The organism is Kitasatospora indigofera, from assembly GCF_014655955.1.
GTDB lineage: Bacteria > Actinomycetota > Actinomycetes > Streptomycetales > Streptomycetaceae > Kitasatospora > Kitasatospora indigofera.
This window is the reverse complement of the sequence record NZ_BNBO01000006.1, coordinates 218,473-244,526: the sequence shown is the minus strand read 5'-3', so window position 1 is coordinate 244,526 and position 26,054 is coordinate 218,473. Positions and strand designations below refer to the sequence as shown.

Annotated in this window: 22 protein-coding genes; 9 read left to right on the top strand and 13 right to left on the bottom strand. The window is 73.7% G+C overall.

Annotation, left to right across the window (positions count from 1 at the left end):
* Positions 1–125 precede the first annotated feature (125 nt).
* Genes IE329_RS08910 through IE329_RS08895 form a run of 4 tightly spaced genes read left to right on the top strand, consistent with a single transcriptional unit; the run spans position 126 to position 6,161 of the window.
* Positions 126–4,544 (top strand): non-ribosomal peptide synthetase, encoded by a 4,419-nt coding sequence (locus IE329_RS08910; RefSeq protein WP_190210284.1) that lies wholly within the window; start codon positions 126–128, stop codon positions 4,542–4,544.
* A complete protein-coding gene (locus IE329_RS08905) occupies positions 4,541–4,795 on the top strand; it encodes an acyl carrier protein (protein WP_190210283.1) in 255 nt (84 codons plus the stop codon). The genes IE329_RS08910 and IE329_RS08905 overlap by 4 nt, the downstream gene beginning before the upstream one ends.
* Positions 4,792–5,556 carry a thioesterase II family protein gene (locus IE329_RS08900; protein ID WP_190210282.1) on the top strand — a complete coding sequence of 255 codons (765 nt, stop codon included), beginning with the start codon at positions 4,792–4,794 and terminating at the stop codon, positions 5,554–5,556. Before IE329_RS08905 ends, IE329_RS08900 begins: the two co-directional genes overlap by 4 nt.
* On the top strand, positions 5,550–6,161 hold the full coding sequence (locus IE329_RS08895) for a LysE family translocator (RefSeq protein WP_190210281.1): 612 nt from the start codon (positions 5,550–5,552) through the stop codon (positions 6,159–6,161). Before IE329_RS08900 ends, IE329_RS08895 begins: the two co-directional genes overlap by 7 nt.
* 99 nt (positions 6,162–6,260) lie before the next feature.
* On the opposite strand, the gene IE329_RS08890 is transcribed toward IE329_RS08895, so the two are convergent.
* The 7 genes from IE329_RS08890 to IE329_RS08860 form a co-directional block, all read right to left on the bottom strand.
* A complete protein-coding gene (locus tag IE329_RS08890; protein ID WP_190210280.1) occupies positions 6,261–7,265 on the bottom strand; it encodes a helix-turn-helix transcriptional regulator in 1,005 nt (334 codons plus the stop codon).
* A gap of 315 nt (positions 7,266–7,580) precedes the next feature.
* A complete protein-coding gene (locus IE329_RS08885; protein ID WP_190210279.1) occupies positions 7,581–9,026 on the bottom strand; it encodes an ATP-binding protein in 1,446 nt (481 codons plus the stop codon).
* Between the two features lie 4 nt (positions 9,027–9,030).
* Complete coding sequence (locus IE329_RS08880; protein WP_190210278.1) at positions 9,031–10,707, bottom strand: NAD(P)/FAD-dependent oxidoreductase; 1,677 nt, start codon at positions 10,705–10,707, stop codon at positions 9,031–9,033.
* A 199-nt stretch (positions 10,708–10,906) separates the two neighbouring features.
* The gene (locus IE329_RS08875) at positions 10,907–11,530 is read right to left on the bottom strand and encodes a TetR/AcrR family transcriptional regulator (protein ID WP_190210277.1); all 624 of its coding nucleotides are present in this window, start codon (positions 11,528–11,530) and stop codon (positions 10,907–10,909) included.
* 227 nt (positions 11,531–11,757) lie between these two features.
* Positions 11,758–13,818 (bottom strand): galactose-binding domain-containing protein, encoded by a 2,061-nt coding sequence (locus IE329_RS08870; protein ID WP_190210276.1) that lies wholly within the window; start codon positions 13,816–13,818, stop codon positions 11,758–11,760.
* A 285-nt stretch (positions 13,819–14,103) separates the two neighbouring features.
* Complete coding sequence (locus IE329_RS08865; RefSeq protein ID WP_190210275.1) at positions 14,104–14,814, bottom strand: ribonuclease H family protein; 711 nt, start codon at positions 14,812–14,814, stop codon at positions 14,104–14,106.
* A 118-nt stretch (positions 14,815–14,932) separates the two neighbouring features.
* On the bottom strand, positions 14,933–15,388 hold the full coding sequence (locus IE329_RS08860) for a MarR family winged helix-turn-helix transcriptional regulator (protein ID WP_190210274.1): 456 nt from the start codon (positions 15,386–15,388) through the stop codon (positions 14,933–14,935).
* A 160-nt stretch (positions 15,389–15,548) separates the two neighbouring features.
* Here IE329_RS08860 and IE329_RS08855 point away from each other — a divergent pair, with 160 nt between their 5' ends.
* Both IE329_RS08855 and IE329_RS41435 read left to right on the top strand, forming a co-directional pair.
* Positions 15,549–17,012 carry an MFS transporter gene (locus IE329_RS08855; RefSeq protein ID WP_190210273.1) on the top strand — a complete coding sequence of 488 codons (1,464 nt, stop codon included), beginning with the start codon at positions 15,549–15,551 and terminating at the stop codon, positions 17,010–17,012.
* 246 nt (positions 17,013–17,258) lie between these two features.
* Positions 17,259–17,582, top strand: a complete 324-nt coding sequence (locus IE329_RS41435) for a hypothetical protein (protein WP_190210272.1) — start codon at positions 17,259–17,261, stop codon at positions 17,580–17,582.
* A gap of 13 nt (positions 17,583–17,595) precedes the next feature.
* Here the strand turns inward: IE329_RS41435 and lexA are convergent, their stop codons facing one another.
* From lexA to IE329_RS08835, 3 genes are all read right to left on the bottom strand, one after another.
* Entirely contained in the window at positions 17,596–18,282 is a 687-nt protein-coding gene (gene lexA / locus IE329_RS08845) for a transcriptional repressor LexA (RefSeq protein WP_190210271.1), read from the bottom strand.
* Between the two features lie 64 nt (positions 18,283–18,346).
* Positions 18,347–18,646 carry a cupin domain-containing protein gene (locus tag IE329_RS08840; protein ID WP_190210270.1) on the bottom strand — a complete coding sequence of 100 codons (300 nt, stop codon included), beginning with the start codon at positions 18,644–18,646 and terminating at the stop codon, positions 18,347–18,349.
* A 695-nt stretch (positions 18,647–19,341) separates the two neighbouring features.
* Positions 19,342–20,145, bottom strand: a complete 804-nt coding sequence (locus tag IE329_RS08835; RefSeq protein ID WP_190210269.1) for an endonuclease I family protein — start codon at positions 20,143–20,145, stop codon at positions 19,342–19,344.
* A gap of 180 nt (positions 20,146–20,325) precedes the next feature.
* On the opposite strand from IE329_RS08835, the gene IE329_RS08830 reads away from it, so the two are divergent.
* Positions 20,326–20,505, top strand: a complete 180-nt coding sequence (locus IE329_RS08830) for a hypothetical protein (RefSeq protein ID WP_190210268.1) — start codon at positions 20,326–20,328, stop codon at positions 20,503–20,505.
* A 184-nt stretch (positions 20,506–20,689) separates the two neighbouring features.
* Here the strand turns inward: IE329_RS08830 and IE329_RS08825 are convergent, their stop codons facing one another.
* Positions 20,690–22,120, bottom strand: coding sequence for a lipase family protein (locus tag IE329_RS08825; protein WP_190210327.1), 1,431 nt, complete (start codon positions 22,118–22,120; stop codon positions 20,690–20,692).
* A gap of 420 nt (positions 22,121–22,540) precedes the next feature.
* Between IE329_RS08825 and IE329_RS08820 the strand changes: the two genes are divergently transcribed.
* Together IE329_RS08820 and IE329_RS08815 are read left to right on the top strand one after the other, a co-directional pair.
* Entirely contained in the window at positions 22,541–23,188 is a 648-nt protein-coding gene (locus IE329_RS08820) for a TetR/AcrR family transcriptional regulator (RefSeq protein ID WP_190210267.1), read from the top strand.
* Between the two features lie 142 nt (positions 23,189–23,330).
* Positions 23,331–23,936, top strand: a complete 606-nt coding sequence (locus tag IE329_RS08815; protein ID WP_190210266.1) for a hypothetical protein — start codon at positions 23,331–23,333, stop codon at positions 23,934–23,936.
* A 62-nt stretch (positions 23,937–23,998) separates the two neighbouring features.
* On the opposite strand, the gene IE329_RS08810 is transcribed toward IE329_RS08815, so the two are convergent.
* Both IE329_RS08810 and IE329_RS08805 read right to left on the bottom strand, forming a co-directional pair.
* Positions 23,999–24,763, bottom strand: coding sequence for a class I SAM-dependent methyltransferase (locus IE329_RS08810; RefSeq protein WP_190210265.1), 765 nt, complete (start codon positions 24,761–24,763; stop codon positions 23,999–24,001).
* Positions 24,744–25,871: a DNA polymerase Y family protein gene (locus tag IE329_RS08805; RefSeq protein WP_190210264.1), complete on the bottom strand. Its 1,128-nt coding sequence runs from the start codon at positions 25,869–25,871 to the stop codon at positions 24,744–24,746. Before IE329_RS08805 ends, IE329_RS08810 begins: the two co-directional genes overlap by 20 nt.
* Positions 25,872–26,054 lie beyond the last annotated feature (183 nt).

Sequence of the window (26,054 nt, the reverse complement as noted above, 5' to 3'; positions counted from 1 at the left end):
GCAGGGCCGCTGTTGGCGTGCTTCCGACATGGCGCGATCCTGCAGATTCGATCCATTGAACCGCAACCAGCGGGTTGCTTCACTTGACTGTGTCCAATCACTGATCATTGGAGGCGGGCCACCGCATGACCTCAGCAGACGCCCACGCGGCCTTCCCGTTGACGGAGATCCAGTACGCGTACTGGGTAGGCCGCGGCCCCAACTTCGTACTCGGGAACGTCGCCCCGCACGCCTACTTCGAGATGGAGGGCAGGCGCCTCGACCACGAGCTGCTCACCCGCGGCTGGCGCCGCCTGCTGGAGCGGCACGGCATGCTCCGGGCGGTGGTCCACAAGGACGGGCGCCAGCAGGTGCTGCCCGAGGCGCCGCCCTTCGAGGTCGGCTTCGAGGACCTCTCCGACGCCGATCCGGCCACCATGACGGAGCGCCTCGCCGAGATCCGGGCCGACATGTCCGAACGGGTCTACGACCCGGCCGTCTGGCCGCTGTTCGACATCCGGATCAGCCGGCTCCCGGACCACGACCGCCTGCACGTCAGCCTCGACCTGCTGATGGTCGACCTGGCCAGCATCACCCTGCTGTTCACCGAGTGGAGCGCGCTCTGCCAGGACGAGACCGTCGAGCTGCCGCCGATCGACGTGACCTTCCGTGACTACGTGACGGCCCTTGAGGCGGGCACCGACGCGCCCCGCTACAAACGGTCCCTGGACTACTGGGCCTCGCGGGCCGAGACGCTGGCCCCGCCCCCCGAACTCCCGCTCGCCCGGCCGCCGGTGCAGATCCACAAGCCCCGGTTCACCCACCGCGAGTACCACCTGCCGCCGGACGAGTGGCAGCGCTTCCAGCAGCTCGCCGAGGAACGCGGCCTGACCCCGACCGCCGTGCTGGCGACCGTCTTCGCCGAGGTGCTGGCGGCCTGGAGCGGCACCCCGCGCTTCAGCCTGAACCTCACCATCTTCAACCGGCTGCCGCTGCTGCTCGCCGAGAACGAGCGTGGCCACCGCACGGTGCACCCCCATCTGCGGCGCGTGGTCGGGGACTTCACCTCGATCTGCCTGCTGGAGATGGACACCACCGGTGACCTCGCGGTCACCGACCTCGCCGCCCGGACCCAGACCCAGCTCCAGCACGACCTCCGCCACCGTTACGTCAGCGCCCTGCACACCCTGCGCGAGCGCCGCCGACGCGGCCTGCAGACCGGCTTCGAGGGCATGCCGGTGGTCTTCACCAGCGGACTCGGCACCGTGTCGGACGCCTCCGGCCCGATGGCCTACTTCGGCGACATCACCTACCGGCTCAGCCAGACCCCGCAGATCTGGCTCGACCACCAGGTGCTGGACGTCACCGGATCGCTGGACCTCACCTGGGACGCGGTCGAGGAGCTCTTCCCCGAGGGCGTCCTGGACGACATGTTCGCCGCCTACTGCGGCACCGTCCAGCGGCTCACCCGGGCCGCCGCCTGGGACGACCGGCTGGACATCCCGCTGCCGGCGCACCAGCTCGCCCTGCGCGAGGCCGCCAACCGCACCGAGGGCCCGGCCCCCGAGGGCCTGCTGCACGAGGCCCTGTTCCAGGGCGCGCTGGCGCACCCCGACCGGCCGGCCGTGCTGCACGGCGCCGGCACCGTCAGCTACCGCGAACTGGCCGACCAGGCAGCCGCCGTCGCCGACGGGATCGGCCGGCTGGCCGACGGGCCGCTGCGCGACCGGCTGGTCGGCATCACCCTGCCGAAGGGCCCCGGCCAGGTGGCGGCCGCGCACGGCGTGCTGCTCGCCTCCGCCGCCTACCTCCCGGTCGGCCCGGCCCTGCCGGCCCGCCGCCGGGCCGAGCTGTTCGAGAGCGGCGAGGCACTCGCCGTGGTCACCGACCCGGAGCACGACGACCGGCTGGAGTGGCCGGCCGGGCTCCCCCGGATACGCTCCGCCGCCGGGGACGACGTCCAGGCCGCCCCGGGCGCCGGGGTGCGGGCCGCCGCCGACCCCGCCGACCTCGCCTACGTGCTCTACACCTCCGGCTCGACCGGCCGCCCCAAGGGCGTGATGATCGAGCACCGGGCCGCGCTCAACACCGTCGTCGACATCAACGAGCGGTTCGGCGTCGGCCCGGACGACCGGCTCTTCGGGCTCGCCGACCTCGGCTTCGACCTGTCGGTCTACGACGTCTTCGGCAGCATGGCGGCCGGCGCCGCGCTGGTCCTGCCCGACGAGGACAAGCGCCGTGAGCCTTCCCACTGGGCCGAGTTGATGGCCCGGCACGGCGTGACGGTCTGGAACTCGGTGCCGGCGCAGATGCAGATGCTCGTCGAGCACCTGGAGGACGCCCCCGCCGAGAGCCTGCCCGCCGACCTGCGGCTGGTGATGCTCAGCGGCGACTGGATCCCCCTCGACCTGCCCGACCGGATCCTCGCGCTCTGGCCGGACGCCGAGGTGATCAGCCTCGGCGGCGCCACCGAGGCCTCGATCTGGTCCAACTGGCACCCCGCCGACGACGTGGCCCCGGACGCGCCGAGCATCCCGTACGGGAAGCCGCTGCGGAACCAGGCCTTCCACGTCCTGGACGCCGCCATGCGGCCCTGCCCGGTCTGGGTGGCCGGCGAGCTGTACATCGAGGGTGCCGGGCTGGCCCGCGGGTACTGGCGCGACCCCGAGCGGACCGCAGCGAGCTTCGTCCAGCACCCCGTCACCGGCGAACGGCTCTACCGCACCGGCGACTTCGGCCGCTACCTGCCGGACGGCGCCCTCCAGTTCCTCGGGCGCAGGGACGGCCAGGTCAAGATCGGCGGCCACCGGATCGAGTGCGGCGAGGTGGAGGCGGCGCTCGCCAGGCACCCCGGCGTGGAGTCCGCCGTGGTGGTCAAGTCCGTGGAGGAGGGGGCCGGTGCCAAGCTGCTCGGCTTCGTCGTCCCCGACCGCACCGACGGCTCCCTGCTGCACACCGAGACCGCCGACCCGGCCGAGACCGCACGATGTCGCCAGGCACTGGCCGACGCCGCCCAGGTGCCCGCGCCGGGCCCCGGAGCCGCGGAACTGCGCACCGCCTGGGCCGCCATGGACGACGTCTACGTCGCCGCCGCGGCCACCGCCTTCCGGGCGCTGGGCCTGCCGCACACCCCCGGTGAGCGCTTCGACCCGGCCGCCGCGCTGGCCGCCGGGGTCGCCCCGCGCTACGAACGGTGGGTGGCCCGCGCGGTCGGGGTGCTCTGCGACCGCGGGATGCTGCGCCGCACGCCGCAGGGCCTGGAGGTGGCCCGGACCTTCCCCGCGCTGATCGCCGACCCGGTCGCCGAGGGCGCCAGGCAGGCCCTGCGCAGCACCCTCGGTGTCCCGGACGACCTGATCGACTGGATGCTGTCGCTGGCCGGCGGCCTCGCCGACATCCTCACCCAGTCGATGCACTCGGCGGAGCTCTACGCCTCCGACCGCACCCCCGAGGTCTACGCCCGGCTGTTCGGGCCCGCCTACCACGTCGCGACCGAGGCCGTGCGCCGGTTCGTGGCCGACTGGCCCGAGGACCGCCCGCTGCGGATCCTGGAGGTCGGCGGCGGCTACGGCACCCTCACCCGCCACCTGCTGCCGCTGCTGCCGGCCGACCGCACGGACTACCTCTTCACCGACATCTCGCCCTACTTCACCGACCGGGCCCGGGAGGTGTTCGGCGAGTACGGGTTCCTCCGGCCGGGGCTGTTCAACCTCGACCAGTCGCCGGAACTCCAGGGCCACGAAGGCCTGTCCGCCGACCTGGTGATCGCGGCCAGCGTGCTGCACGACATCCGCCGGATCGGCCCGGGGCTCGACACCCTCCGCTCCGCGCTGGCCCCCGGCGGCACCCTGCTGATGGTCGAACAGACCGCCTTCCACCCCTGGTTCGACCTCACGATGGGTCTACAGCAGGGCTTCGACGGGTACGAGGACACCGAACTGCGCGGCTGGGGGCACCCGTTGCTCGACCGCTCGCAGTGGGCGGACCTGCTCGACGCCACCGGCTTCGGCGGCAGCAACGTCCTGACCCGGGCGGAGGACGGCCCGGCCTCGGTCGGCTTCGACGTGATCGCCGCCGAAGGGCCGCTCACCGTCCGCCGGTTCGACCGGGAGGCGCTGCGGGAGTACACGGCCGAGCGGCTGCCCAAGCACATGGTCCCGACCCGGCTGCTCGCCCTGGACCGGCTGCCGCTCAGCCGCACCGGCAAGGTCGACCGCGGCACCCTCGCCAAGGCCGGCGCCCGCCGGGTCGGGCGCAGCCGCGCGGTGCAACCCCCGCAGACGGACCGCCAGTTGAAGCTGGTCGAGATCTACCGCGCGGTGCTCGGCCTGAACCAGGTGGACCTCGCCGACGACTTCCTGGAGGCCGGCGGCGACTCGCTGCTCGCCGCCCGCATCTCGGCCGCGCTGCAGCGGGCCTTCGGGACCGAGGTGCCGGTGGGGATCATCCTGCAGCACCCCACCGTGGCGGCCCTGGACAGTTGGCTGGAGCCGATCCTCGGCCCGGCCACGGCACTGGACGACCAGCCGGCCACCGGCACCGTCGAAGGCGAGGTCAGCGCATGAACCGGCAGCAATTGACCGACTGGTTGCGGGACTACCTGGCGGACCTGCTGGACGTCACGCCCGAGCAGGTGGGCACCGACATCCCGCTGGAGTACCTCGGGGTCGACTCGGCCACCACCCTGGTGCTCAGCGCGGACCTGAGCGCGCGGACCGGCCGGGAGACCAGGCCGGGCGAGATCCTGGACCACCCCACCATCGAGCGGCTCGCCGCCCACCTCAGCGGCTCCGACGAGCCGGCCCAGGTCGGGTGAGCGCGGTGGACGCCCGCTCCAACACCACCGCCCCGCCCCGCTGGACCATCCGCGCGCCCGGCGCGGAGGGCGCCACCCGGACGCTGTACTGCCTGCCGCACGGCGGGGGTTCGGCCGCCGAGTACGTCCGTTGGGCCCGGGACCTGCGCAAGGTCGCGGTCTGCGCGGTCCAGCTGCCGGGGCGCGGCTCCCGGTTCGAGGAGCCGCCGCACACCGGGATGGCGGAGCTCGTCGGCGCGCTGGCCGAGGAGCTGGAACTCACCGCGCCGTACGTGCTGTTCGGGCACAGCTTCGGGGCGTTGCTGGCCTACGAGCTGACCCAGGCCCTGCACGCGGCGGGGCGGGTGCTGCCCGAGCGGCTGATCCTGTCCAGCTACCCGGCGCCGCACCTGCCGCGGGAGCGGAGCCGGCTGCACCGGCTGCCCGACGACGAGTTGCTCGCGGAGGTCGCCCGCCTGCACGGGGGCATCCCCGAGGAGGTGCTGGGCAATCCCGAGCTGTGCCGGATGACGGCGGTCTGCGTCCGGTCCGACTACCGGGTCCTGGAGACCTACAGCTGGCTCCCGCGGCCTCCGCTGCCGGTGCCGATGACGGTGCTGCGCGGCCGGCAGGACGTGGTGTCCGAGGAGCAGTCGGCGGCCTGGGCGGTGCACACGACGGCCGGCCCGATCCAGCAACGGACCTTCGCCGGGGGCCACTTCTACTTCCGCGAGCGGCAGCGCGCGGCGGTGCTGCGGACGGTCGAGGCGGCCGCATGCTGACCTTCGCGGCGGCGGCCCTGCTGCTGATCATGATTCCGGGCCCCGACCAGGCGCTGATCACCCGCAACGCCCTGGTCGGCGGCCGGTCCGCCGGGCTCTTCACCATGGTGGGGGGCATGCTGGGGCTGAGCGTGCACGTGAGCGCGGCCTCGCTGGGGGTCTCGGCCCTGCTGGTGGCCTCCGCGACGGCCTTCACGGCGCTCAAGGTGATCGGCACGCTCTACCTGGTGTGGATGGGGATCTCGACACTGCGCAGCGCCCGGAACCGGGCGCGGCAGGGCGACGGGACGGCCCCGGCCCAGTCCCTCTCCTGGGGGCAGTGCCTGCGGCAGGGGTTCCTGTCGAACGCGCTGAATCCGAAGGTGGCGCTGTTCTTCGTCACCTTCCTCCCGCAGTTCCTGCCCGAGACGGGCCGGACGCTGGGCAGTGCGCTGAAGTTCTCCGTCGTCTTCGTGCTGCTCTACCTGATGTGGTTCAGCCTCTACACCGTCACGGTGGACCGCTTCGGGGCGTTCCTGCGCCGTCCGGTGGTGCGGCAGCGGATCGAACGGTCCACCGGGGCGCTGCTCATCGCGTTCGGCATCCGGCTCGCTCTGCAGCACTGAGCGGCCGGCCCGGGGCACCCCGGCCGTTCGGGCCCGGCGGTTCGGGGCCCGGCGGTTCGGGGCCGGGCGGTTCGGGGCCGGGCGGTTCGGGGCGGCGGCTCAGACCAGGCCCCGGGCGCAGGCCAGCACACCGGCCTGGAAGCGGCTGTGCGCCCCGAGGTGGCGGGCCACCTCGGACACCAGCCGGCTGACGGTACGGACGGACACGCCCATCGAGCGGGCGATCCGTTCGTCCGTCAGCCCGTTGGCGAGCAGCCGCAGCGAGGTGCGGTGCTGTTCGGTGAGCCAGTCGGTCTCGGCGTCGCCGGCGTCGGGCGCGGGCCCCTGGTACGGGAAGGAGCGCAGCCAGTAGTCCTCGTACAGGGCGACGTAGGTGCGGACGAGGGAGGCACCGCGGATCACGATCAGCGCGTCGTCCGGCTGGTCCGAGTAGGGCGGGAGGAGGGCGACGTCGTGGTCACCGACGATGAGGCTGAACGGGACCTGCGGGGCGAGCCTCAGCTCGACCCCGACCCGCTGCACCTCCGCGAGGTACTTGCACTGCCAGCGGGCCGAGTTGAAGCCCTGCGGGTAGATGGCGCGGACGGTGACCCCCCGCCGGACCATCCGGCTCTTCTCGGTCAGGAAGCTGTTCAGGGCCTGGCTCACCGTCCGGGACGGCACCCGGTCGGCGTGCAGGGTCAGGCTCTCGGTCCGGGGTACGTCGGAGAAGTCCCGGATCACCCGCCGCTGGTCGCGGGCTCCGACGATCACCTCCACCCGGACCTGCTCGCCGGGCCCCGCCGCGGCCGGCCGGTAGCGGTCGAGCAGGGACTCGGTGGCGGCGACGATCGAGGTCAGCTCCTCGTACTGGGCGCGGAGCATCCCCTGCTTGTGGCGCAGCAGGTTGAGCAGCGCGGTGTCCGGGTCGACCAGGTCGCTGTCGCCGATCAGGGAGCCCGGCCGGACGAGCCTCAGCGTACGCAGTTCGGCCCAGGCCGCGGCCGCTTCGCGCGGGTCGAGTCCGAGTGCGGTGGCGGCCTGGGCGAGGCTGCCCTCGTCGTTCGCCCGTAACCACTGGTAGAGGAGCGGTCCGGCGTTCTCGTTGGCTGCTGCATCCTCCATGTTGGTCATGGTGCCGACCTCCCGTTGTCCGCCGCACAGTTTCGGATTCCGGACCGCGCATGCGCGTGGTGTGATTTTGTGCTCGCATCCAACCACGGTGCGGTGCCGGTCAGGCAGTGCTCGGGCCAACTGGCCGAAATGTGATCCGTACGGCGGGCCGTGGCCCGACGGGTGGTCAGGTCGTCCACGGTCGAAGCCCTGTGCTCCCGGGGCCTGCCGGAACGCCGGCCCGCGGACCCCGGCGGCGGACGGCGGCTGCGCGGGACGGCGGCGGCGCGCCGCGCCGGGCGGCCGCGCCGGGCGGCCGGTCGCGGGTCAGCCGGCCGGTGGCGCCTCGCGGTCGGTGATCGGCAGCAGCACCCGGAACCGGGTGTCGCCGGGCACCGACTCGACCCGGAGGTCGCCGTGGTGCCGGTTGACCACGATGCGCCAGGAGATGTCGAGGCCGAGGCCGGTGCCCTCGCCCACCGGTTTGGTGGTGAAGAACGGCTCGAAGATCCGGTCGCGGATCTCCTCCGGCACGCCCGGCCCGGTGTCGCCGAACTCCACCAGCACGTTCTCGTGGTCGACGGCGGTGCGGACGGTGAGCCGGCCGGAACCGGCCATCGCCGACAGCGCGTTGTCGATCAGGTTGGTCCAGACCTGGTTCAGCTCGCCCGGGTAGGCCGGCACGCTGGGCAGCTCCCGGTCGTAGTCGCGGACCACGGTCACCTCCGCCGGGATCTTGCCGGAAAGCATCATCAACGTGCTGTCCAGCAGTTCGTGGACGTCGACCACCCGGTGCGGGGCGCGGTCCAGCTGCGAGTACTGCTTCGCCGCTCCCACCAGGTCGGAGATCCGGGTGGTGGAGTCCTCGATCTCGTTCATCAGCAGCTCGGTCTCGACCGTGTAGTGCAGCCACCGCAGGGCGCCCTCCAGGCTCTGCGGGCCGACGGTGTCCTCGACCCGGCGCAGCCAGTCGAGGTCGAGGCCCGCCTGGACGAACGCCGGTCCGAGCTGCCACCCCTCGGCGATGCCCTTCTCGTCCAGCCACTCGTCCACGGCGTCCTCGCGGTCGGCCGCCTCCAGCGGGCCGAGCGAGACGGACTTGGTGGCCGCCACCTGGTCGACGGCGGCGTCCTGGAGGGTGATCAGGGCGTCCAGGCCGTCCTGCGGGTAGGGGCCGGCGGCGATCTTGCCCAGTTTGTGCCGCATCCCGGCGACCCGCTCGCGCAGGGCGGCGGTGGCCCGTAGCGCGGCGGCGGCCGGGTTGTTCAGCTCGTGGGTCAGGCCGGCGGAGAGCGATCCCAGCGCGAGCAGCCGCTCCCGCTGGCCGATCGCCTCCTTGGCCACCTGCGCACCGAGGAAGAGCCCTTCGAGCAGGTGCACCGCCATCGGGAACCAGTCCCGCATCAGCCCCGCGAAGTTCTCCGCCGACAGCACGAAGAACCGCGAGGGCTCGACCGCCCGCAGCGAGCTGTTGTACACCTGCGGCACCCGGTCCCCCAGGTAGGCCTGGAAGGCACCGGAGTACACCCCGCGCTGCGAGGTCCGGTTCACCTCCACGTCGTCGACGCCGACCCGCCGGGAGAGTACGACGGTGCCGTCGAGCAGCACGTAGAAGCAGGTCGCCGGGTCCCCCTCGGCGTACACCGGGCCGGGCTCGTACCGCTCGACCCGGCCTTCGCGGCAGAGCCAGCCGAGCTGCTCGGGGGTCAGCCGTTCGAACAGGAACAGCGTGCGGAGCTCGTCCGGACTGCAGAGGACCACCGGTCCGGTCATGCCCTCACAGCCTCTCCAGGTAGCGGTGCACCAGCATCACGGCCATCGCCCCCTCGCCGACCGCCGAGGCCACCCGCTTGGCGGACTCGGACCGCGCGTCGCCGGCCACGAACACGCCGGGCACGCTGGTCTCCAGGTGGTAGGGGACGCGGTCCAGCGGCCAGCCCTTCGGCGGTTCGCCGCCCGGTGCCAGGTCGGGCCCGGCGACCACGAAGCCGCGCTCGTCGCGGACCACCACGCCCTCCAGCCACCCGGTGAGGGGAGCGGCGCCGATGAAGACGAACAGCCACTGGGCGTCCACCTCCTCGGTGGCGCCGGTGACGGTGTCCCGCAGGGTGAGCCGCTCCAGGTGGTCGCTGCCGTGCGCCCGCGCCACCTCCGTCCGGGCGCGGACGGTGACGGACGGCAGCTCGGCGATCTGCTGGACGAGGTAGTGGGACATCGACCGGGTCAGGTCGTCGGCCCGGACCAGGATCGTCACCGACCGGGCGCCCTTGGCGAGGTGCACGGCGGCCTGGCCGGCCGAGTTCGCGCCGCCGACGACGTACACGTCCTTGCCCGCGCAGCCCGCCGCCTCGGTCAGCGCCGCGCCGTAGAAGACGCCGCGCCCGGTCAGGCCGGCGACACCCGGCGCGTCCAGCTGCCGGTAGGTGACGCCGGTCGCCAGGATCACCGTGTGCGCGGCGATCGCCGAGCCGTCGGCGAAGCGCACCGCCCGGGACGGGCCGTTCACCTCCAGGCCGACCACCTCGCGGGCGGTCAGCATCTCGGCGCCGAACCGGGCGGCCTGGCGCCTGGCCCGGTCGGTCAGCTGCGCGCCGGACACGCCGTCGGGGAAGCCCAGGTAGTTCTCGATCCGCGAGCTCTGGCCGGCCTGGCCGCCGGTCGCGGTGCGTTCCACCAGCACGGTCCGCAGGCCCTCGGAGGCGCCGTAGACGGCCGCGCCGAGGCCCGCGGGGCCGCCGCCGACCACGATCAGGTCGTAGAACTCCGCGGACGGCGCGGTGGCCAGCCCCACCCGGCCGGCCAGCTCGCGGGCGTCCGGTTCGACCAGCACCCGGCCGTCGGGGGTGATCACCAACGGCAACCGCAGCCCGTCCTCGCCGGCGGCGGCCAGCAGGCGCTGTCCCTCGGGCTCGTCCGACGGGTACCAGCGGTAGGGCACCTGGTTGCGGGCGAGGAACTCGCGGACCTCGGAGGAGTGGGCGGACCACCGGTGCCCGACCACCTTGGTCTCCGGCACCGGCCGGTGGTCGGAGGCCAGCCAGCTGTCCAGCAGGTCGTCGACCACCGGGTAGAGCTTCTCCTCCGGCGGGTCCCACGGCTTGAGCAGGTAGTGGTCGAGGTCCACCAGGTTGATCGCGTCGATCGCGGCGCCGGTGTCGGCGTAGGCCGTGAGCAGCACCCGGCGGGCCCCGGGGAAGACGTCCATCGCGCGTTCCAGGAACTCGATGCCGTTCATCTGCGGCATCCGGTAGTCGGCGACGATCACCGCGACCAGGTCGCCGCGGAGCTTCATCTCCTGCAGCGCTTCCAGGGCGGCGCTCGCCGTCTCGGCCCGGACCACCCGGTGCGAGCCCCCGTAGCGGCGGCGCAGGTCCCGGGCGACCGCCCGGGACACCCCGGGGTCGTCGTCGACGGTGAGGATCACCGTTCTCGGTGCCTCGCCGCTCTCCGCCATCGCTGTCCCCTGCCTGTGCCGGCCGCCGCTCGGGTCGGCGGTGCCCCGGACCGCGCTCCACCTCCCGCTCACCACCGATTCTCTGCCCGCGGGGCCCGGTACCGCCTCCCGGGCGGGGCATCGGCGGGCGGGTCGGGCCGGGTGGAGCGGGTCCGGGCGCGGGCGCGGGCCCGGGCCCGGCGCGGTCAGGGCGGCGCGGTCAGGGCGGCGGGGCCGCGCCGCCGGGCACCTCGTGGCGGACGAGGCCGGTCACGTGGTCGGTGATCATGTCGAGGATCTCGGCCGCGGCCGCCTGGTCGCCGAGGACCAGGAAGTTCAGCGTCAGCCCGTCCGTCATGGCGGCCAGGTGGCGGGCCAGCACCGGGACGGGGACGCGCAGTTCGAAGCCCATGGCGCGGCGGAGCTGTTCGAGGAGTTCGGCGTAGGTGGCGGAGTACCGCTCGTACTGCCGTCTGGCCAGCGGCTCGAACCCCGGCTGGCGCAGGGCGTACTGGGTGAGCTCGTAGGTGAGCATGTGCTCGCCGGGGTTGGCGGCCACGTGGTCCCAGTACGCCTGGAAGCCGGCCCGGACGGTCTCCCGGAGGGTCTCCCTGGGCCGGATCGCCTCCTTGACCACCCCGACGTAGTGCTCGGTGAGCGTGGCGATGACGGACTCCAGCAGGGCCTGCTTGGAGTCGAAGCAGTAGTGGAAGACGCTCAGCGAGACGCCTGCCTCGGCGGCGATGGAGCGGGTCGTGGTCCGGGCGACACCGTCACGGGTCATCGCGCGGATCGCGGCCTCGGTGAGCTGTCTGCGCCGCTCGGCCGACGGCATCCGTGCCATGCGGTCCCTTCCCTCCGGTCGGTGCGGTGCCCGCATCCGTCCCCCGGGCCCCTCCCCCGGCGTCCTCCCCCGGTGGGCCGCCCGGCATGCGGCCGGAACCGGACGGGCGCCGGGACGGCCGAGGCGGGCCGGGCGGCGAAGGGGCCGGGGGCGGGCGGCCGAGCGGCCGGGACGGGCGGGGCGCGAGGCCGGTCCGCCCGCCCCGGCCGGGGGCGAGGACGGCACCGTCAGGTGCTGTAGACGCCCACCTCGCGCAGCGAGTACCCCCATTGGGTGCCGCGCTGCAGGCCGTGCACGCGCACGTAACGGGCCGGCGTCCCGGCGAACCCGGCCGTGTCCAGCCCGCCGTCACCCGTGTCGGTGGACCAGGCGGTCGTCCAGTTCACGCCGTCGGCGGAGAGCTCCACGCGGTACGCCTTGCCGTACGCGCGCTCCCAGTCCAGGGTGACCCGCCGGACCAGCTGCGAGGACCCGAGGTCGATCCGCAGCCACTGGTCGTCGCTCCACTCGCTGGCCCAGCGGGTGCCCGGGTCGCCGTCCACGGCCCGGCCCGGCGCGAAGCTCACGAACGGGTTCCACCACTCCGCGGTGGACGCCGAGGCGGACGCGCCGGCCGCGAGGTTGACGCCGGCCCGGTGGTTCTCGGAGGCCCCCCAGGTGCGCAGGTAGGACTCGGCGCCGCGGAACAGGTCGTCCACCACGTCCTGCCCGCCGACCAGCCGGATGTCCTCGATCCAGTCCGGGACCAGGCCGTAGTGCGCGGCGCCGTCGGTGTTCAGGTCCCAGGTGCGCTGCCCGGCGGTCTGCCGGTCGATCAGCGAGCCGCCGTCGGTGCTGCGGAAGGGGTACTTCACCGGGTTGGGGGTGTCCGCCCCGCGGGGCCCGGGCCAGCCGCCGACGCCGTTCATGTCGGTGCCGTAGCCGTACCCGACCTGGTACTTGTCGCGGAGCGCGTCGGTGCGCCGGGCCTCGGCGCTGAACGCCTCCGCGCCGCTCATGTACTGGGCGGCGAACCCGCCGAGCTTGTAGAGCCGCTCGGTCCAGGCGCTGTCCATCCAGCTGTGCGAGGAGAGGACGCCGGGGTACGAGGCGGACTCCAGGATGTCGAAGGCCCGCCCGGCGGCCTTGACGCTCATGTGGTCGACCTCCAGCATCATCTTGCGCTGCATCATTCCGCGCACCGCGTACTCGCCGAGATCGGTGAGGCCACGGGTGTTGCACTGCGCGCCGCCGGCGTACGCGGGCACGGCCACGCCCTGCGGGAGCTGCTGCTCCGCCGCGGGCGCCGCCGCCAGGCCGATCGGGTTGTCGTGCTGCGGGCCGGCGCAGGCCTCGGTCTGCCAGAACGTCCCGGTGGAGAGGAACTGGCCCACGTTGATCGCGGTCCCGAGCGCCCCTTCGTCGAACCGGACCCCGCAGAGGGCGTTGTCGAACTTGTGGCAGAGGAACATGCTGCGCACGCCCAGCCCGTACAGCTCGTCCAGGCCGCGGTCGATGTCGGCCTTGCTGCACTGCGCGACGTCCAGGATCTGCTTGCAGCCGAACGGCTCGGAGGTCTCGACGCCGAGCACCACCGCCAGCTTGCCCTGCCGGACCACCTCGCGGGCCTGCGCGGAGTCGGTGACGATCCGGAACCAGCCCTTGCCGGGCCCGCCGTACATCTTGTCGATGTAGGCCTGCATGTCGTAGGTCTTCTGCGCCTCCAGGCGGATCGCGGTCATCTCGTCGCAGCCGCGGTCCTTGAAGAAGTAGACCGAGCAGATCACCCCGTTGGTGACGAGGTCGTTGACCAGCACCCGCTCACCGCCGCGCCAGGCCCGCTCGACCCAGGCGTAGTAGTTCTGCTGGTGGGTCAGCGAGTCGTGGGCGGGCCAGTCCTGGAAGGTCGGCCAGCCGACCGGGTCGTGCTTGCCGTCCCCGCCCTTGGTGATGAAGTCGAAGATCGCCAGGGTGCCGTCCGGGTAGTGCTCGGGACAGTCCTTGAGCGCGTCGGCGACGCCGAGTTCGGAGAACGGCTTGCCGCAGATCAGCCGGCCGCCGAAGCCCTCGTTGGCCATCAGGTGGTCGTGCGCGTCGACGAAGCCGCGCACGCGCCCCTGGGCGTCGGTGCCCTTGAAGGGCTCCCCGGTGACATTGATCCCGGAGTCCGGGGCCGGCCGTGCTGCCGGGATCCACCAGCCGGATTCGGCCGAGGCGCGCGGCGCGGGTGCGAGCGCCATCGCCACCAGGGCGAGCAGTAAGGACAGCACCGCGATGAGCCTGCGCCTGCTGTACGAGGGTCGGGCCATGGTCACCACTCACGTCTCCCGTCGACGGACGACGCGGTTGAGGAGGCAGACCGCCCGGGCACCGGCACGGCCGCCCGGCCGACTGTCATGTCCCGCGTCCACGATGTGACGAGAATCCCGACTGTTGTAATCCGAGTCAATAGTCCGGGACAAATGACCTGATGACCCGTCGGAAACGGGCGGCGGCCGGGGCGGGAGCCCGCATCAAGGGGCACTCCCGTCCCGGCCGCACCGCGCCGACGGCCGGCGCCGGGCCGCTGCCGACGACTGCCGGCGGCTACCGGCTCAGACCGCCGCCCCCGCGCACTGCGGGTGACCCCAGCTGCTGCCGACCTTGGTGATCTTGTCGCCCTTGGCGTACGGACGCGAGCACGGGCAGGTGCCGGCGAACCGCGCGGAAAGCGTCCGCCCGCCGCCCGAGGAGGCTCCCCGCGCCGCGCCGGCGGAGGACTTCCGGGCCCCACCCGCCGCGGCCGCCGGACGCGCGCTCCTCGACGACGCCGACACCGGGTCGGGCACGGGGAGGTCGGCGGCGGTGCCGGCGGCGGCCTCCTGGGTGCGGGCCGCGTCACTGGCGGCCTTGTCGGCGATCGCGTTCAGCGGATCGCCGTCCACCTGATGGGCGGGGACGTACACGAAGGTGACCTCGCGACCGTCCAGCAGCGCGTCGATGCGCTGGATCAGCTCGCGGTTGGCCACCGGCTTGCCCGCGGCGGTCTTCCAGCCGTTGCGCTTCCAGGCCACCAGCCACTTCGTCGCCGCGTCCCGGGTGTACGTGCTGTCCAGCCGCACCTCCAGCGGCACGGCGGGATCCGTCGCGGCCAGCAGCCGCTCCAGCGCCGTCAGCTCACCGATGTTGTTGGTGCTGTGCCCCAGCGGGCCGGCCTCCCAACGGGTGGGGGCCCCGGCGCTGTCGGCGACCACGTAGGCCCACGCCGCTGGACCGGGATTCCCCTTGGCAGCTCCGTCACAGGCTGCGATGACTCGTTCGACCATGCATCGATCATGCCAGGCCCGGCCGCGGCCCCCGCTCACCGGCGATCCCCCCGGACCCGCTCCGGGGCACTCCGGGACCACCGGAGGGGGTGGTGGCGGGCGGCCGGCGCGGACGGGCTCAGGGACGCGGCCAGGGGCGGCCGCCCAGCCGTTCGATACCCGCGTTGAAGCGCCGCAGGCAGGCGGCGAAGACGGCGATGTCCTCGTCCGTCCAGTCGGCCATCACCCGGTCCAGGCCCCGGATCGTCCCGGCCCGCTCCTCGTCGAGCATCCGGGCGCCCTCCTCGGTGATCCGGAACTTCCGGGCCATCCCGCCCTCCGGGTCGGGGATGCGCTCCACCAGGCCGGCCCGCCGGGCGGCCGTGGTCTGCCGGTTGAGGGTGGAGACGTCGAGGTCGAAGGCCTCGCTCAGTTCGCCGATCGACATCGGCCCCTGCACCCGGATGCGGCTGAGCAGGATGTAGGCGCTGCGCTCCAGCAGGCCGTCCCGGCGCCGGCCGCCGCCCTGCCCGGGCAGGCCGTGCCGGCTCAGGAGCATCTGCTCGTACTCGACCTCGTGGGTGGGTCTGACCATGATCCTGCCGCCTTCTCGCCGCCGACCGGCGCGTATCGCCCGGGCCCGCTCACGCCGGCCGCCCCCTCCAGCATTATGCATCAGGCATGGAATATGCATGATGCATGCCACATGTATGCTGCACTCCTCTGCCATCGACCCGACAGTCAGGAGTGCCCCCATGGCCGCCCCTCAACGACCAGCATCATCCGGCGCCGTCGTCGCCACGCTGGCCTTCGCCGGCACCGTGGCCGCGATCATGCAGACCCTGGTCACCCCGCTGATCGCGGAGCTGCCGCAGATCCTGGACACCAAGCCCTCGAACGCCGCCTGGGTGATCACCGTCACCCTGCTCGTCTCGGCGGTCTGCGTGCCGGTCTCCGGACGGCTGGGCGACATGCTGGGCAAGCGCCGGATGCTGCTGGTCTGCTCGGTGCCGCTGGTGGCCGGCTCGGTGGTCTGCGCGCTCGCCTCCTCCGTCGTCCCGATGATCGTCGGACGCGGCCTCCAGGGCGTCGGCATGGGCATGGTGCCGCTCGGCATCGCCCTGCTCCGGGACATCGTCCCGGCGGAGAAGCTCAGCTCCTCGATCGCGCTGGTCAGCGCCTCGATGGGGATCGGCGGCGGCCTCGGCCTGCCGATCGCCGCGGCCGTCGCCCAGTACGCGGACTGGCGGGTGCTCTTCTGGGGCGCGGCCGTCCTGGCACTGGCGGTGTCCGCCCTGATCTGGTTCCTGGTCCCCGAGGTCCCGGCCACGGCCAAGGGCCAGCGGTTCGACCTGCCCGGCGCGATCGGCCTCGGCGTCGGCCTGGTCAGCCTGCTGCTCGCGGTGTCCAAGGGCGCCGACTGGGGCTGGGCCTCCGCGACCACCATCGGCCTGTTCGCCGCCGCCGTCCTCGTGCTGGCCGGCTGGGGCGTCTGGGAGGTGCGCACCAAGGACCCGCTGGTCGACCTGCGCACCACCGCCCGCCCGCGGGTGCTGTTCACCAACCTCGCGTCGGTCTTCGTCGGCTTCGGCATGTACGCCAGCATGCTGATCGTCCCCCAGCTGCTGCAGTTCCCGGCGGCCACCGGCTACGGGCTGGGCCAGTCGATGCTCGCAGCGGGCCTCTGGATGGCACCCGGCGGCATCATGATGATGATCGTCTCCCCCTTCGGCGGGAAGCTCACCAACGCCCGGGGCCCGAAGTTCACCCTGATCAGCGGTGTCCTGGTGATCGCCGCCGGCTACGGGCTGTCGCAGGCGCTGATGGGCTCGGCCTGGGGCCTGATGGTGGTCACCATGGTCACCAGCAGCGGTGTCGGCCTCGCCTACGGCGCGATGCCCGCCCTGATCATGAGCTCGATCCCGCCCGCCGAGACCGCCGCCGCCAACGGCTTCAACACGCTCATGCGCGCGCTCGGCACCTCGGTCGGCGCCGCCGTCATCGGTACCGTCCTCTCCCAGCTGACCACCACGACGGGCGGCCACACCTTCGCCTCCGAGAGCGGGTTCCGCACCGGCCTGCTCGTCGGGCTCGGAGTGGCCCTGGTCGCCGCGGCGGTCGCGGCCGTCATCCCCGCGGTCCGGGCCGACACGGCCCCGGACGGGCCGGACGACAGCCCCGGTGCCCCCTCCGCCGAACGCACGGCGGCCGCGGTCTAGGGCCTCGTCCGCAGTGGCCCGGGCCCGGCCCGCCAGGTGCCCGGGCCTGCGCCACCGGACGCGCGGCCGGCAGCTCGGGCGTCACCGGTGACGACGGCGCGTCACAGCGCTTTCCGGTCATGTTGATCCGTGATCCGGCCGGGCGGTCCGGCCACCCGAGCGGCCGGTCTGGAGGACGGTGCGTCCCGCTGTTTCGTACCCGTCGGCGATCCTGCCCGCCGACGGGGACCCGCCGATCGGACCGGTGTGAAAGACCAGCAGCTTCTTCCGGTTCCGGCCCCGCGTGCAGGCGGCCGGGCCTCGCCGCCGGCTCGCCCGCACTGCCGGCGCGGTGGCCCTGCTCGTGGCCGCCCTCACCGGTATGGCCACCGCGACGGCCTCGGCCACGCCCGCTCCGGCGCCGGCAGCGGTACGTACGGCGGCCCCGGCGGCGGCACCTGGTACCACCAGCTCGTCCGCAACGGCATCTGGACCTGCCCGTACTCGCCGATCCCGGCCGGCTACCGCAGCACCGGCTACGACGCCCGCGGGTGCAGCGGCCTCGGCGCCTGGCTGACCGTCCGGGCCTGAGCCGACCGCCCCGTCAGAGGCTGCGGAGCACGGCCACGACCTTGCCGAGGATGGTGGCGTCGTCGGCCGGGATCGGCTCGTACGCGGGGTTGTGCGGGACGAGCCAACTGCGGCCGTCGCTGTTCCTGAGGCGCTTGACGGTGGCCTCGCCGTCGATCATGGCGGCGACGACGTCGCCGTTCTCGGCGACCGGCTGCCGGCGGACGGCCACGATGTCGCCGTCGCAGATGGCGGCCCCCACCATCGAGTCGCCGTGCACGGTGAGCGCGAACAGGTCACCCTCACCGACCAGCAGGCGCGGCAACGACAGCATGTCCTCGCTGGTCTGCTCGGCGGTGATCGGGGCACCGGCGGCGATGCGGCCGACCAGCGGCACCTGCACACCGGCGCCGGACGCCCGGGCCGGAGCGGGCGCCGGGACGTCGTCCTCCCACAGGCGGTAGGCGCGCGGTCGGTGCGGGTCCTGGTAGAGCACGCCCTTCTTCTCCAGGGACCTGATCTGGTGGGCCACCGAGGAGGTGCTGGTCAGGCCGACCGCCGCGCCGATCTCGCGCATGCTGGGCGGGTACCCCTGACGCGAGACTGCCGAGCGGATGGCCAGCACGATCGCCCGCTGGCGGTCGGTGAGCCCGTCCTCCCCGGCCCGGACTCCGCGCGGCCGGCCGGGCCCCGTACCCGCCGGGTTGCTGATGTCGGCCATGGCCCCTCCTGATGATCTTCCCTGCTCCCGGACTGTAACCCGCCGGACCGGCGATGGGAATGCCTCAGCCCCGTTCGACGATCAGCAGCGTGCCGTGACTGCCGGCCCGGACGGCGTGCGGGGTGTCCGCCGGCACCACGTACAGCTGCCCGGCCAGGACGGGGACCAGCCGGCCGGCCACCTCCAGTTCGAGCCGGCCGTCGAGGACCATCAGGGCCTCCGCCGTCGGGTGGGACTCCTGCGGCAATCCGGCCCCGGACATCCGCAGCACCTTCACCCTCGCGTCGCCGATCTCGGCGAGCGGCCGGGAGGACCAGGGGCCGGGCAGGACGGCGGCGACCGCCGTCAGGTCGACGGGCGTCATGGCATACCTCGTTCCGGCGGCCCGGCGGACGCACCGGGCCACCTTGTTCGCGTCGGGGTGGATGACCGCAACGCTAGCCGCGGACGACCCCGCGTTGGTCGACCGTTCGGCAAAATCCTCGGCCGGCCGGACGGGCCACGCCGCTTGGCGACGGCGGGAGGGTGGCGACGACCGGGACGGCCGGCGACGGACGGACGATCGGGCGGCGACGCCTCGGCCGACCGGGCGACGTCCGGCCCTACCGCCGGGCGGTTGGACCGGCCCGGGCCCCGCACCCCTGACGCTCCGTGATCCGCCGGATCACCAGGATCGCCGGCACCGCGGCACCGACGCCGACACCTCGTCATGGGCCGAGCATCCGTAGGGCCGCGCCCCAACCGGGCGGCGACCGCGCCGCCGACCTTCATGGCGGGCCACGCCACCCACCACGCCTCGATCGGCCAAGGCCCTCCTGCCCGCTCCGGCGCAGACGGCGGGCCGGCCCCGATCCTGCTCCGGGACCGGGACCGGCCGGCTCCCGCGCCCGGCCCGGGCGCGGGAGCGTGATGGCGGTGTGGCGTGATGGCGGTGTGGCGTGATGGCGGCGGCCGCCGGCGTGCGGGCGGCCGGGGAGGACCTTCCACTCCCTCGTCCGAGAACGCCAACCATGCACCCTGCCGAGGGAGTCAGCGTCCCGCCGGGCTACGGGAGCGGGGTCACCAGATCGCCTCGACCCACTCCGGGTGGTCGATGAACGGGTTGCGGTTGTGCTGGTAGGTGTCGTAGATGACCTGGTTGCGGCGCTCCTCGAAGGCGCTCGGCGGGTCCTGCTCGTTCCACTGCTTCAGGACGGTGAGCTTGCCGATGTAGGGGTTGCTGCCGTTGCCGACCTTCTCGTTGGGCTCCAGGTCGGCGAAGCCGTCACCGCCGTCGTAGCGGACGGCCATGTAGAGGATCATGCGGGCCACGTCGCCCTTGTCCGCGTCGCGCGGCTCGAAGGAGTCGGAGTCGACCAGACTGCCGCCACCGTTGGTGACCGCGCTGCCGCCCTTGTCGAAGTCCAGGTTGCCGCGGATGCTGTTGACCTGGACGTCCGCGGCGCGCAGGTGGTGCAGGTCGGTGCCGGGGCCGGTGACCTCGCCGAAGTTGCCGTGCGACTTGGCCCACACGTGCTCGCGGTTCCAGTCACCCACGGCACCGCCGTTGAGGGACTTGCTGCGTGAGACCCCGCTGTACAGCAGGATCACGTTGTTGGTGTTGTTCGGGTCCTGGTCGGTGGCCTTCAGCGCGTTCCAGACCGCGTCGTACGAGATCTTGCTCTGGCTGCTGATGATCGTGTGCAGCGAGGCCTTCAGGCTCGTACCGGTCTTGCCGACCGCGTTCTTGTAGTACGTGGCGTCGTACGCCGTGGTCGTGGCACTCGCGGGAGTCGCGGCGGCCGTCGGGAGGGCGAGGCCGACCAGGACGGCGGCCACGGAGGCCGCCAACGTCTTCCATCTGCCTGTCTGCGCAACGGACATGGGGGTGCCCCTTCCCGGGGGACGACACGCGACGGAGCACCGCCCGCGCTCGACAGGGCGGCGATCTACGCGTGTTGACTGTTGGTTACCGGGAGCATGACATGTGTTGGGCGCCGACCGTGTAACCGGGAGAAGGCCTTTCCATGACGTTCTCGCATACGGCACACCGCATCAACTTCGTTGGCGGAGCATCTTCTTGTTGACTTCGCCGAGTCCTTGGCGGCGGGGCCGGTCGACAAGGCGACGGGTGTGGCGCTCGACACCGGGACACCGGTCGCCGTCCGGCTGACGGCCTCGGCGGCGCTGGCGCTGACCGCGCCGGGTGCGTTCTTCCTGCGGCGCGGCGGCCGCCGCAGCTGACGACGCCCGGCCCCGCCCGGTGAAGCTTCCCCGATGACCCGGGACGGGTGACCGGGTGCGGGGCGCCGGTCGTCGCCCGGGCCCCCGGAGGGGCGCACGTGGCCGGCCGGCCGGGCGGGCGGACCCGGTGCTCGGCTCGACCGAGCACCGGGCACCGAGCACCCGGCGCCGGCCCGAGGGCCCGTCAGGGCTGGAGGGGCATCGTCCAGCAGTTGGAGCCGGCGGCCTTGCCCGCGAGACGGTCGGTCAGCCAGGAGATGGCCTCGCCCTGGTCGGTGAGCAGCGGCGCGAGGTGGTTGGTGAGCAGCCCGTCCCCGAGGTCGGGCAGGGCGATGGCGTCGTAGGTGACGTCGACGCCCTTGCGGCACCAGTCGACGGCGAGTTGGCGGGCCTGGGCGTGCGGGACGATGTCGTCCTGGATGCCGGTGGCCAGCCGGACCGGGCCGGCGGGCTTCAGGGTGCCGATCCGCTGGGCGTCGAGCATGGCCCGCAGCTTCGGCTCGGCGGCGACGATGTCGCTGACCGATTCCCCGCCGTTCGTCCACGCGGTGCTCTTCGTGAACGCGTAGCCGAAGATCGCGTCACCCACGCACATGGTGGAGAGGTCGTTCAGTGCGGCCTTCCCCTTGGCGTTCAGCCGCGCGTCGGCGATGGCGCGCAGATCGGGGTCCGCCTGCAGGAAGCCGTTGAGGGACCAGCCCAGCGCTCCCGCCAGCGCACTGCCGTCGATGCCCTTCATCACGTCGGTCAGATTGGCCGGGGGCGCGCCGGCGTAGGTGCCGGCCAGCTTGAGCTCGGGGGCGTAGGAAGGCTGGAGTTCGGCCGCCGCCGCGCTGGCGCCGCCGCCCTGGCTGTAGCCGAAGAGGCCGATCCGCGAGGCGGCGGTGACCGTGCTGCCGGGCAGCGCACGGGCGGCGCGCACCGCGTCCAGCAGGGCGTGCCCGCCGTCGAGGCGGTTGACGTAGGTGTGCAGCCGGTCCGTGGTGCCCAGTCCGGCGTAGTCGGTGACGACCACCGCGGCGCCGGCGGCGAGCAGCCGGTAGATGGCCACGTCCTCGTAACCGACCGACACCGACGTCCCGTTCAGGGCGATCGGGTGTTGCAGGCCCATCGAGGCCGCGCACTGGTCGCCCTGCCCCATCGTCCCGGGTGCGACGGCCACCAGCGGGCTCGGGCCGCCGCCCTTCCAGGCCGCCGACGGCTCGATGTAGGCGCCGGTCACCGCGACGGGCCGGCCGGTGGAGTCGGTGGACTTGTACATCAGGCGGGTGGCGGTGCCGGGGAGCGGTCCACCGGGTCCCGGCAGGGTGAGGGCCAGCGGGAGCGGCTCGGTGCGGACGAGGGCGCCGTCGGCCGTGGGCAGGGAGGCGGGCGGCTGGTAGAAGGCGGGGACGGTGACGTCCCGGGAGGTCACGTCGCCCGGGGCGGCGGCCGCGGCGGGGAGCGCCTGGATGCCGAGGCAGGCGAGCGCGGTGAGCGCGGTGGCCAGCAGGCGGGCACGGGTCGCCCCCGCGGATCCGGGTCTCGCGGAGGACTCGGCCCGCCCCGCGTCGGCCGGGCGGGCGGACGCCGGCTCGGGCAGAGGGGTGCGGGTGGTGCGGTGGGTGGGCTGCATGCGGCTCACTTCTCTTCTTCCTCCGAGGGTTTCGGGCCGTGGCGGCCCGGGCGTGGCGGAACCACTCCGTGGCCGTGGCCCGCTTTCGGGCGGGCGGCGGCGGTGACGGCCGGCCGGCAGGTGGGCGGACCGGGCCGAGGCGGTGGAGATGGTGGGGACGGCGCCGTGCGGACGGGTCGCGGTGCGGGTCGGGCACGGTGCCGGCGCGGTCGGCGGCGAGCGGCGCGCAGCTCGTGGCTGCGCCTGCACCGACCGGCCGACGGCCGCTTGATCTTTGAAATCCCCTGCACGGCAGTCTAGTTACCGGCTGGTCACATCGAGAGACTAAAGGCGGGTGTCACTCAGTGACAAGACTTCTGCATGTGTCAATTCCGGCTGGATCGCTATGCTGCCGGGGGCGGCGACCCGAGGACGTGAACGATGGCACGCGAGGCGACACCCGATGACAGGACCGCTGCGGAGCCGGTCACCCGACCGTCACTCGGCGAGCGGCGCCGGACGGCGCTACGCCTGGACATCGCCCGCGAGGCCGTCCGGCTCTTCACCTCGCAGGGCGTCACCGGCACCACGGGCGAGCAGATAGCCCAGGCCGTCGGCATCTCAGCCCGCACCCTGTGGCGCCACTTCCCCACCAAGGAGAGCTGCGTACTCCCCCTGCTCGCGGCCGGCCTGGACGCCGCCATGGAGCAGCTGCGCCACTGGCCGCCGCACACCGGCCTGCTGGACTTCCTGGAGCGGTCCTGGAGCCACGGGACACTGCCGGCGCCCGATCCCGCCGTCCTCGACCTGATCCGGATGACTCCCGCCGAACCGGCCCTGCGATCCGTCTGGCTCCAGGCCCACGACGACGCACTGCCCGTCCTCGGCGCGCTCCTCGCCCACCGGTCCGGCCGGAGCCCCGAGGACCTCCGGGTGAAGGTGCACGCGGCCACCCTCAACGGCGCCCTCCGCGCCGCCGCCGAGGATTTCGCCCAGCGCTTCGGCGACGCCCCGGGCACCGCGGCCGGGGAACTGACCGCGTGCCTGCGGACGGCCCTGCGCGCCGCGTCCGAGGGGCTCCCCTACTGAGAGGCCCGTCCGGCCCTGAGCCTGATCGCGGATCAATCCCGGGACGGGATGCGGAACGGGACGCGGAACGGAACAGGGAACGGGATGTCGGCGGCGCTTGCTACCGTGCGGGCTCCGATGGTCGAGGGGACGGGAGGCCGGCATGTCGCAGTTCATCGAGGTGGCGGCGGCTTTGGTGATGGCGGAGCCGCGGCTGGCCGCCTTTCTGCGGGCGCCCGTGGCACCCCCCTCGGCATGGGCGGCGGAGGAGTGGGCCGGCGTCTGCGAGCCGTGGCGCGACGGCGCTGTGCGGCGCCGGTACCGCGATGAGCTGGCGGGTGCCGTCGAGGCGTGCGACAACTGGGCCGACGGCGACCACGCGGGCCTGTTGCGCGGGCTCGACGACGGGGACGGCGGCCTCACGATCGGCCACGACCCGGCCGGCGGCTCGCTCACCGTCGACTTCGCCGCTCGCGTCGACTTCGAACTCCCGTCCCTCATATGGGCGTTCTCGGTCCTTCGCGGCATGGCCGCGTTCATGGCCGACGAGGACGCGGGGCTGGTGACGGTCACCGCCGACTGGGACGAGACCCCGGTACTGATGCTCCTGGGCCCGAACAGGTCCTCGTTCCTCGACCGGACCCGGGACGCCGCCGCCTGGCGCAGGGCCCGGGACATGGAGTTCGACGTCCGGTGCGCGGTCTCGGAGGCGGACGCGGACACGGACGGGTCGGCGACCAGGACCGTCGAGCGCCTGCTGGGAGGTTGACGCCCCGTTGTCCGGGTGCGGTCCGGGCGCCGCCGCACGCGGGGCGGGACGGGGGTGACGGCTCACCGCAGCACGAGCAGGTCCAGCGACGACGTCAGGTCAACCGCCGCCGGGTCCGCCGCCGGGTCCTGGGCGCCCACGGCCTCGCGCAGCCGCTCCTTGCCGCGGGTGAACTCCTGCTCGGAAAGGCTGCGCATCAGCGTGTCGGCGTCCCGGAGGGCGTCCGCACGCTCCAGGAGTTCGGCCAGGCTCGCGATGTCGGTCTGCGGGACGGACTCCAGGGCGGTCGGCGCGAAACCCGCCCCGGCGAAGGCGGCGCAGGTCTCCTCGACGGACGGGTAGGTGTCGAGCACCCTGGCCGTCTCGGGGAACCAGCGCACGATCCGAAGGCGCTCGTAGCGGCCCGCGAACGCGTTGCGGACGAGTACCGGTGCCCCCGGCCGCAGAACGCGGCGGATCTCGCGCGCGGCCGCCGGCAGGTCGGGGACGTGATGGGTCACGGTGGACAGCCAGGCCGCGTCGGCGCCCGCGTCCGGCAGCGGCAGGGCCGCGGCGTGTCCAGCCCGGACCTGGATGTCCGGGCGGACCGGGATCAGGGCCCGCATCGCCTCGGAGGGCTCGACCGCGACCACCCGCGCGCCGAACCAGTCGCAGAAGGCCGCGGCGAAGGCTCCGGTGCCCGCGCCGATGTCCACGACGGTCATGCCCGGGGACGGGTCCAGATGCCGTCGTACGGCGTCCTCCCAGGCCGCCAGCCCGTCGCGCGGGATCTCGCGAACGGCCCGGAAGGAGTTCGCTGTCGTGGCGTCATAGGTGATTCTGGCCATGCCCGTCCCGTCCGTCGGCCGCCCCCGGTGGGACGCCCGGGCGAGGATAGCCGCTGTCCGTGACCGCCGGGAGGGCGCCGGTCCGGCCGGCCGTGCGCCTCCCGGGACGGTACGGGCCCGGGGCGGCCAGGGCGGCGGGCCGGACGGCGCCGGTGCCGAAGCGCAGGTCGGCCTTGTCCAGGACCGGCTCCAGCCGGCGGCGGTCCTCGGTGGCGGCGTCGAAGGTGAGCTGGACGTAGCCCCGTTCGGCGGCGGCGAGGGCGCCGACCCGGGCGGTGACCGCGCGGATCCGCGCCCGCTGCAGGCCCAGCGAGGCGAACATCGCGTACAGGACCTCGGTGATCGCCGGGGTGTGCGCGGTGGGCTCCCGCAGGGTCCGGGACCGGGAGGTGTGGGAGCGGTCGGCGTAGGTGACCTGCAGTTCCACCCCGCGGGCGATCTTGCCGCCGGCCCGCAGCCGGGCGCCCAGGTCGACCGCGAGGGCGAGCAGCGCCCGGCGGGCCTGGCCGGGGTCGAGGACGTCCTGCTCGAAGCGGCGGGTGGCGGCGATGCCGGCGGGCGGCCCGCCGGCGGTGACGGGGCGGGGGTCGTGGCCCAGGGCGCGGTCGTGCAGGAGCCGTCCGGTGCCGGCCCCGGCGATCCGCTGCACGGTGGCGAGCGGCAGGCCGGCGAGGTCGCCGACGCTGCGGACCCCGTAGCGCTGCAGGCCGCGGGCGAGCGCGGGGCCGACGCCGGGCAGTGCCTCGACGGGCCGGGAACGCAGGAAGGCCCGGGCGGCCTGCGGGTCCCGCGGGTCCAGGACGCGGGTCTCCCCCGGCCGGCAGGTGTCGCAGGCCATCGCGGCGAGCTGGCGGGTCCCGCCGCCGCCGATCGCGGCCTGCAGGCCGTACCGGGCGGCGAGCCGCGTCTGCAGCAGGTCGGCCAGGCCCTCCGGGGTGCGTCGGAAGAACTTCAGCGCGCCGGTGACGTCCAGCAGCGCGCCGTCCGGCGGCAGGGCCTGCACGACGGGGGTGATGTCGGCGAGGACGGCGAACAGCTCCCGGTAGCGCTCGAAGGACACTCCCGCGACCCGCACCTGGAGGATCGCCCTGGGCAGGGTGCCGGTCATCCCGCACCCCCGGGGGCGGCGACGAGGAGGGGGTGCACGGCGACGTGCGGATGCGTGAACAACGGTGGTCGCCTCCCAGCTCCACGACCCCCAGGTCCTGATCTCCGGTGCCCCCGCCCGACACCCACCCTAGAGCCTGTTCGAACATTTGAGCTAATGGAATTCGATCGAACATCCTCGCTT

What these genes read in the sequence shown, in the direction of transcription:
- IE329_RS08910 (WP_190210284.1), top strand. Translation starts at nt 126, where the DNA reads ATGACCTCAGCAGACGCCCACGCGGCCTTCCCGTTGACGGAGATCCAG.
- IE329_RS08905 (WP_190210283.1), top strand. Translation starts at nt 4,541, where the DNA reads ATGAACCGGCAGCAATTGACCGACTGGTTGCGGGACTACCTGGCGGAC.
- IE329_RS08895 (WP_190210281.1), top strand. Translation starts at nt 5,550, where the DNA reads ATGCTGACCTTCGCGGCGGCGGCCCTGCTGCTGATCATGATTCCGGGC.
- IE329_RS08890 (WP_190210280.1), bottom strand. Translation starts at nt 7,265, where the DNA reads ATGGAGGATGCAGCAGCCAACGAGAACGCCGGACCGCTCCTCTACCAG.
- IE329_RS08885 (WP_190210279.1), bottom strand. Translation starts at nt 9,026, where the DNA reads ATGACCGGACCGGTGGTCCTCTGCAGTCCGGACGAGCTCCGCACGCTG.
- IE329_RS08880 (WP_190210278.1), bottom strand. Translation starts at nt 10,707, where the DNA reads ATGGCGGAGAGCGGCGAGGCACCGAGAACGGTGATCCTCACCGTCGAC.
- IE329_RS08875 (WP_190210277.1), bottom strand. Translation starts at nt 11,530, where the DNA reads ATGGCACGGATGCCGTCGGCCGAGCGGCGCAGACAGCTCACCGAGGCC.
- IE329_RS08870 (WP_190210276.1), bottom strand. Translation starts at nt 13,818, where the DNA reads ATGGCCCGACCCTCGTACAGCAGGCGCAGGCTCATCGCGGTGCTGTCC.
- IE329_RS08865 (WP_190210275.1), bottom strand. Translation starts at nt 14,814, where the DNA reads ATGGTCGAACGAGTCATCGCAGCCTGTGACGGAGCTGCCAAGGGGAAT.
- IE329_RS08860 (WP_190210274.1), bottom strand. Translation starts at nt 15,388, where the DNA reads ATGGTCAGACCCACCCACGAGGTCGAGTACGAGCAGATGCTCCTGAGC.
- IE329_RS08855 (WP_190210273.1), top strand. Translation starts at nt 15,549, where the DNA reads ATGGCCGCCCCTCAACGACCAGCATCATCCGGCGCCGTCGTCGCCACG.
- lexA (WP_190210271.1), bottom strand. Translation starts at nt 18,282, where the DNA reads ATGGCCGACATCAGCAACCCGGCGGGTACGGGGCCCGGCCGGCCGCGC.
- IE329_RS08840 (WP_190210270.1), bottom strand. Translation starts at nt 18,646, where the DNA reads ATGACGCCCGTCGACCTGACGGCGGTCGCCGCCGTCCTGCCCGGCCCC.
- IE329_RS08835 (WP_190210269.1), bottom strand. Translation starts at nt 20,145, where the DNA reads ATGTCCGTTGCGCAGACAGGCAGATGGAAGACGTTGGCGGCCTCCGTG.
- IE329_RS08825 (WP_190210327.1), bottom strand. Translation starts at nt 22,120, where the DNA reads ATGCAGCCCACCCACCGCACCACCCGCACCCCTCTGCCCGAGCCGGCG.
- IE329_RS08820 (WP_190210267.1), top strand. Translation starts at nt 22,541, where the DNA reads ATGGCACGCGAGGCGACACCCGATGACAGGACCGCTGCGGAGCCGGTC.
- IE329_RS08815 (WP_190210266.1), top strand. Translation starts at nt 23,331, where the DNA reads ATGTCGCAGTTCATCGAGGTGGCGGCGGCTTTGGTGATGGCGGAGCCG.
- IE329_RS08810 (WP_190210265.1), bottom strand. Translation starts at nt 24,763, where the DNA reads ATGGCCAGAATCACCTATGACGCCACGACAGCGAACTCCTTCCGGGCC.
- IE329_RS08805 (WP_190210264.1), bottom strand. Translation starts at nt 25,871, where the DNA reads ATGACCGGCACCCTGCCCAGGGCGATCCTCCAGGTGCGGGTCGCGGGA.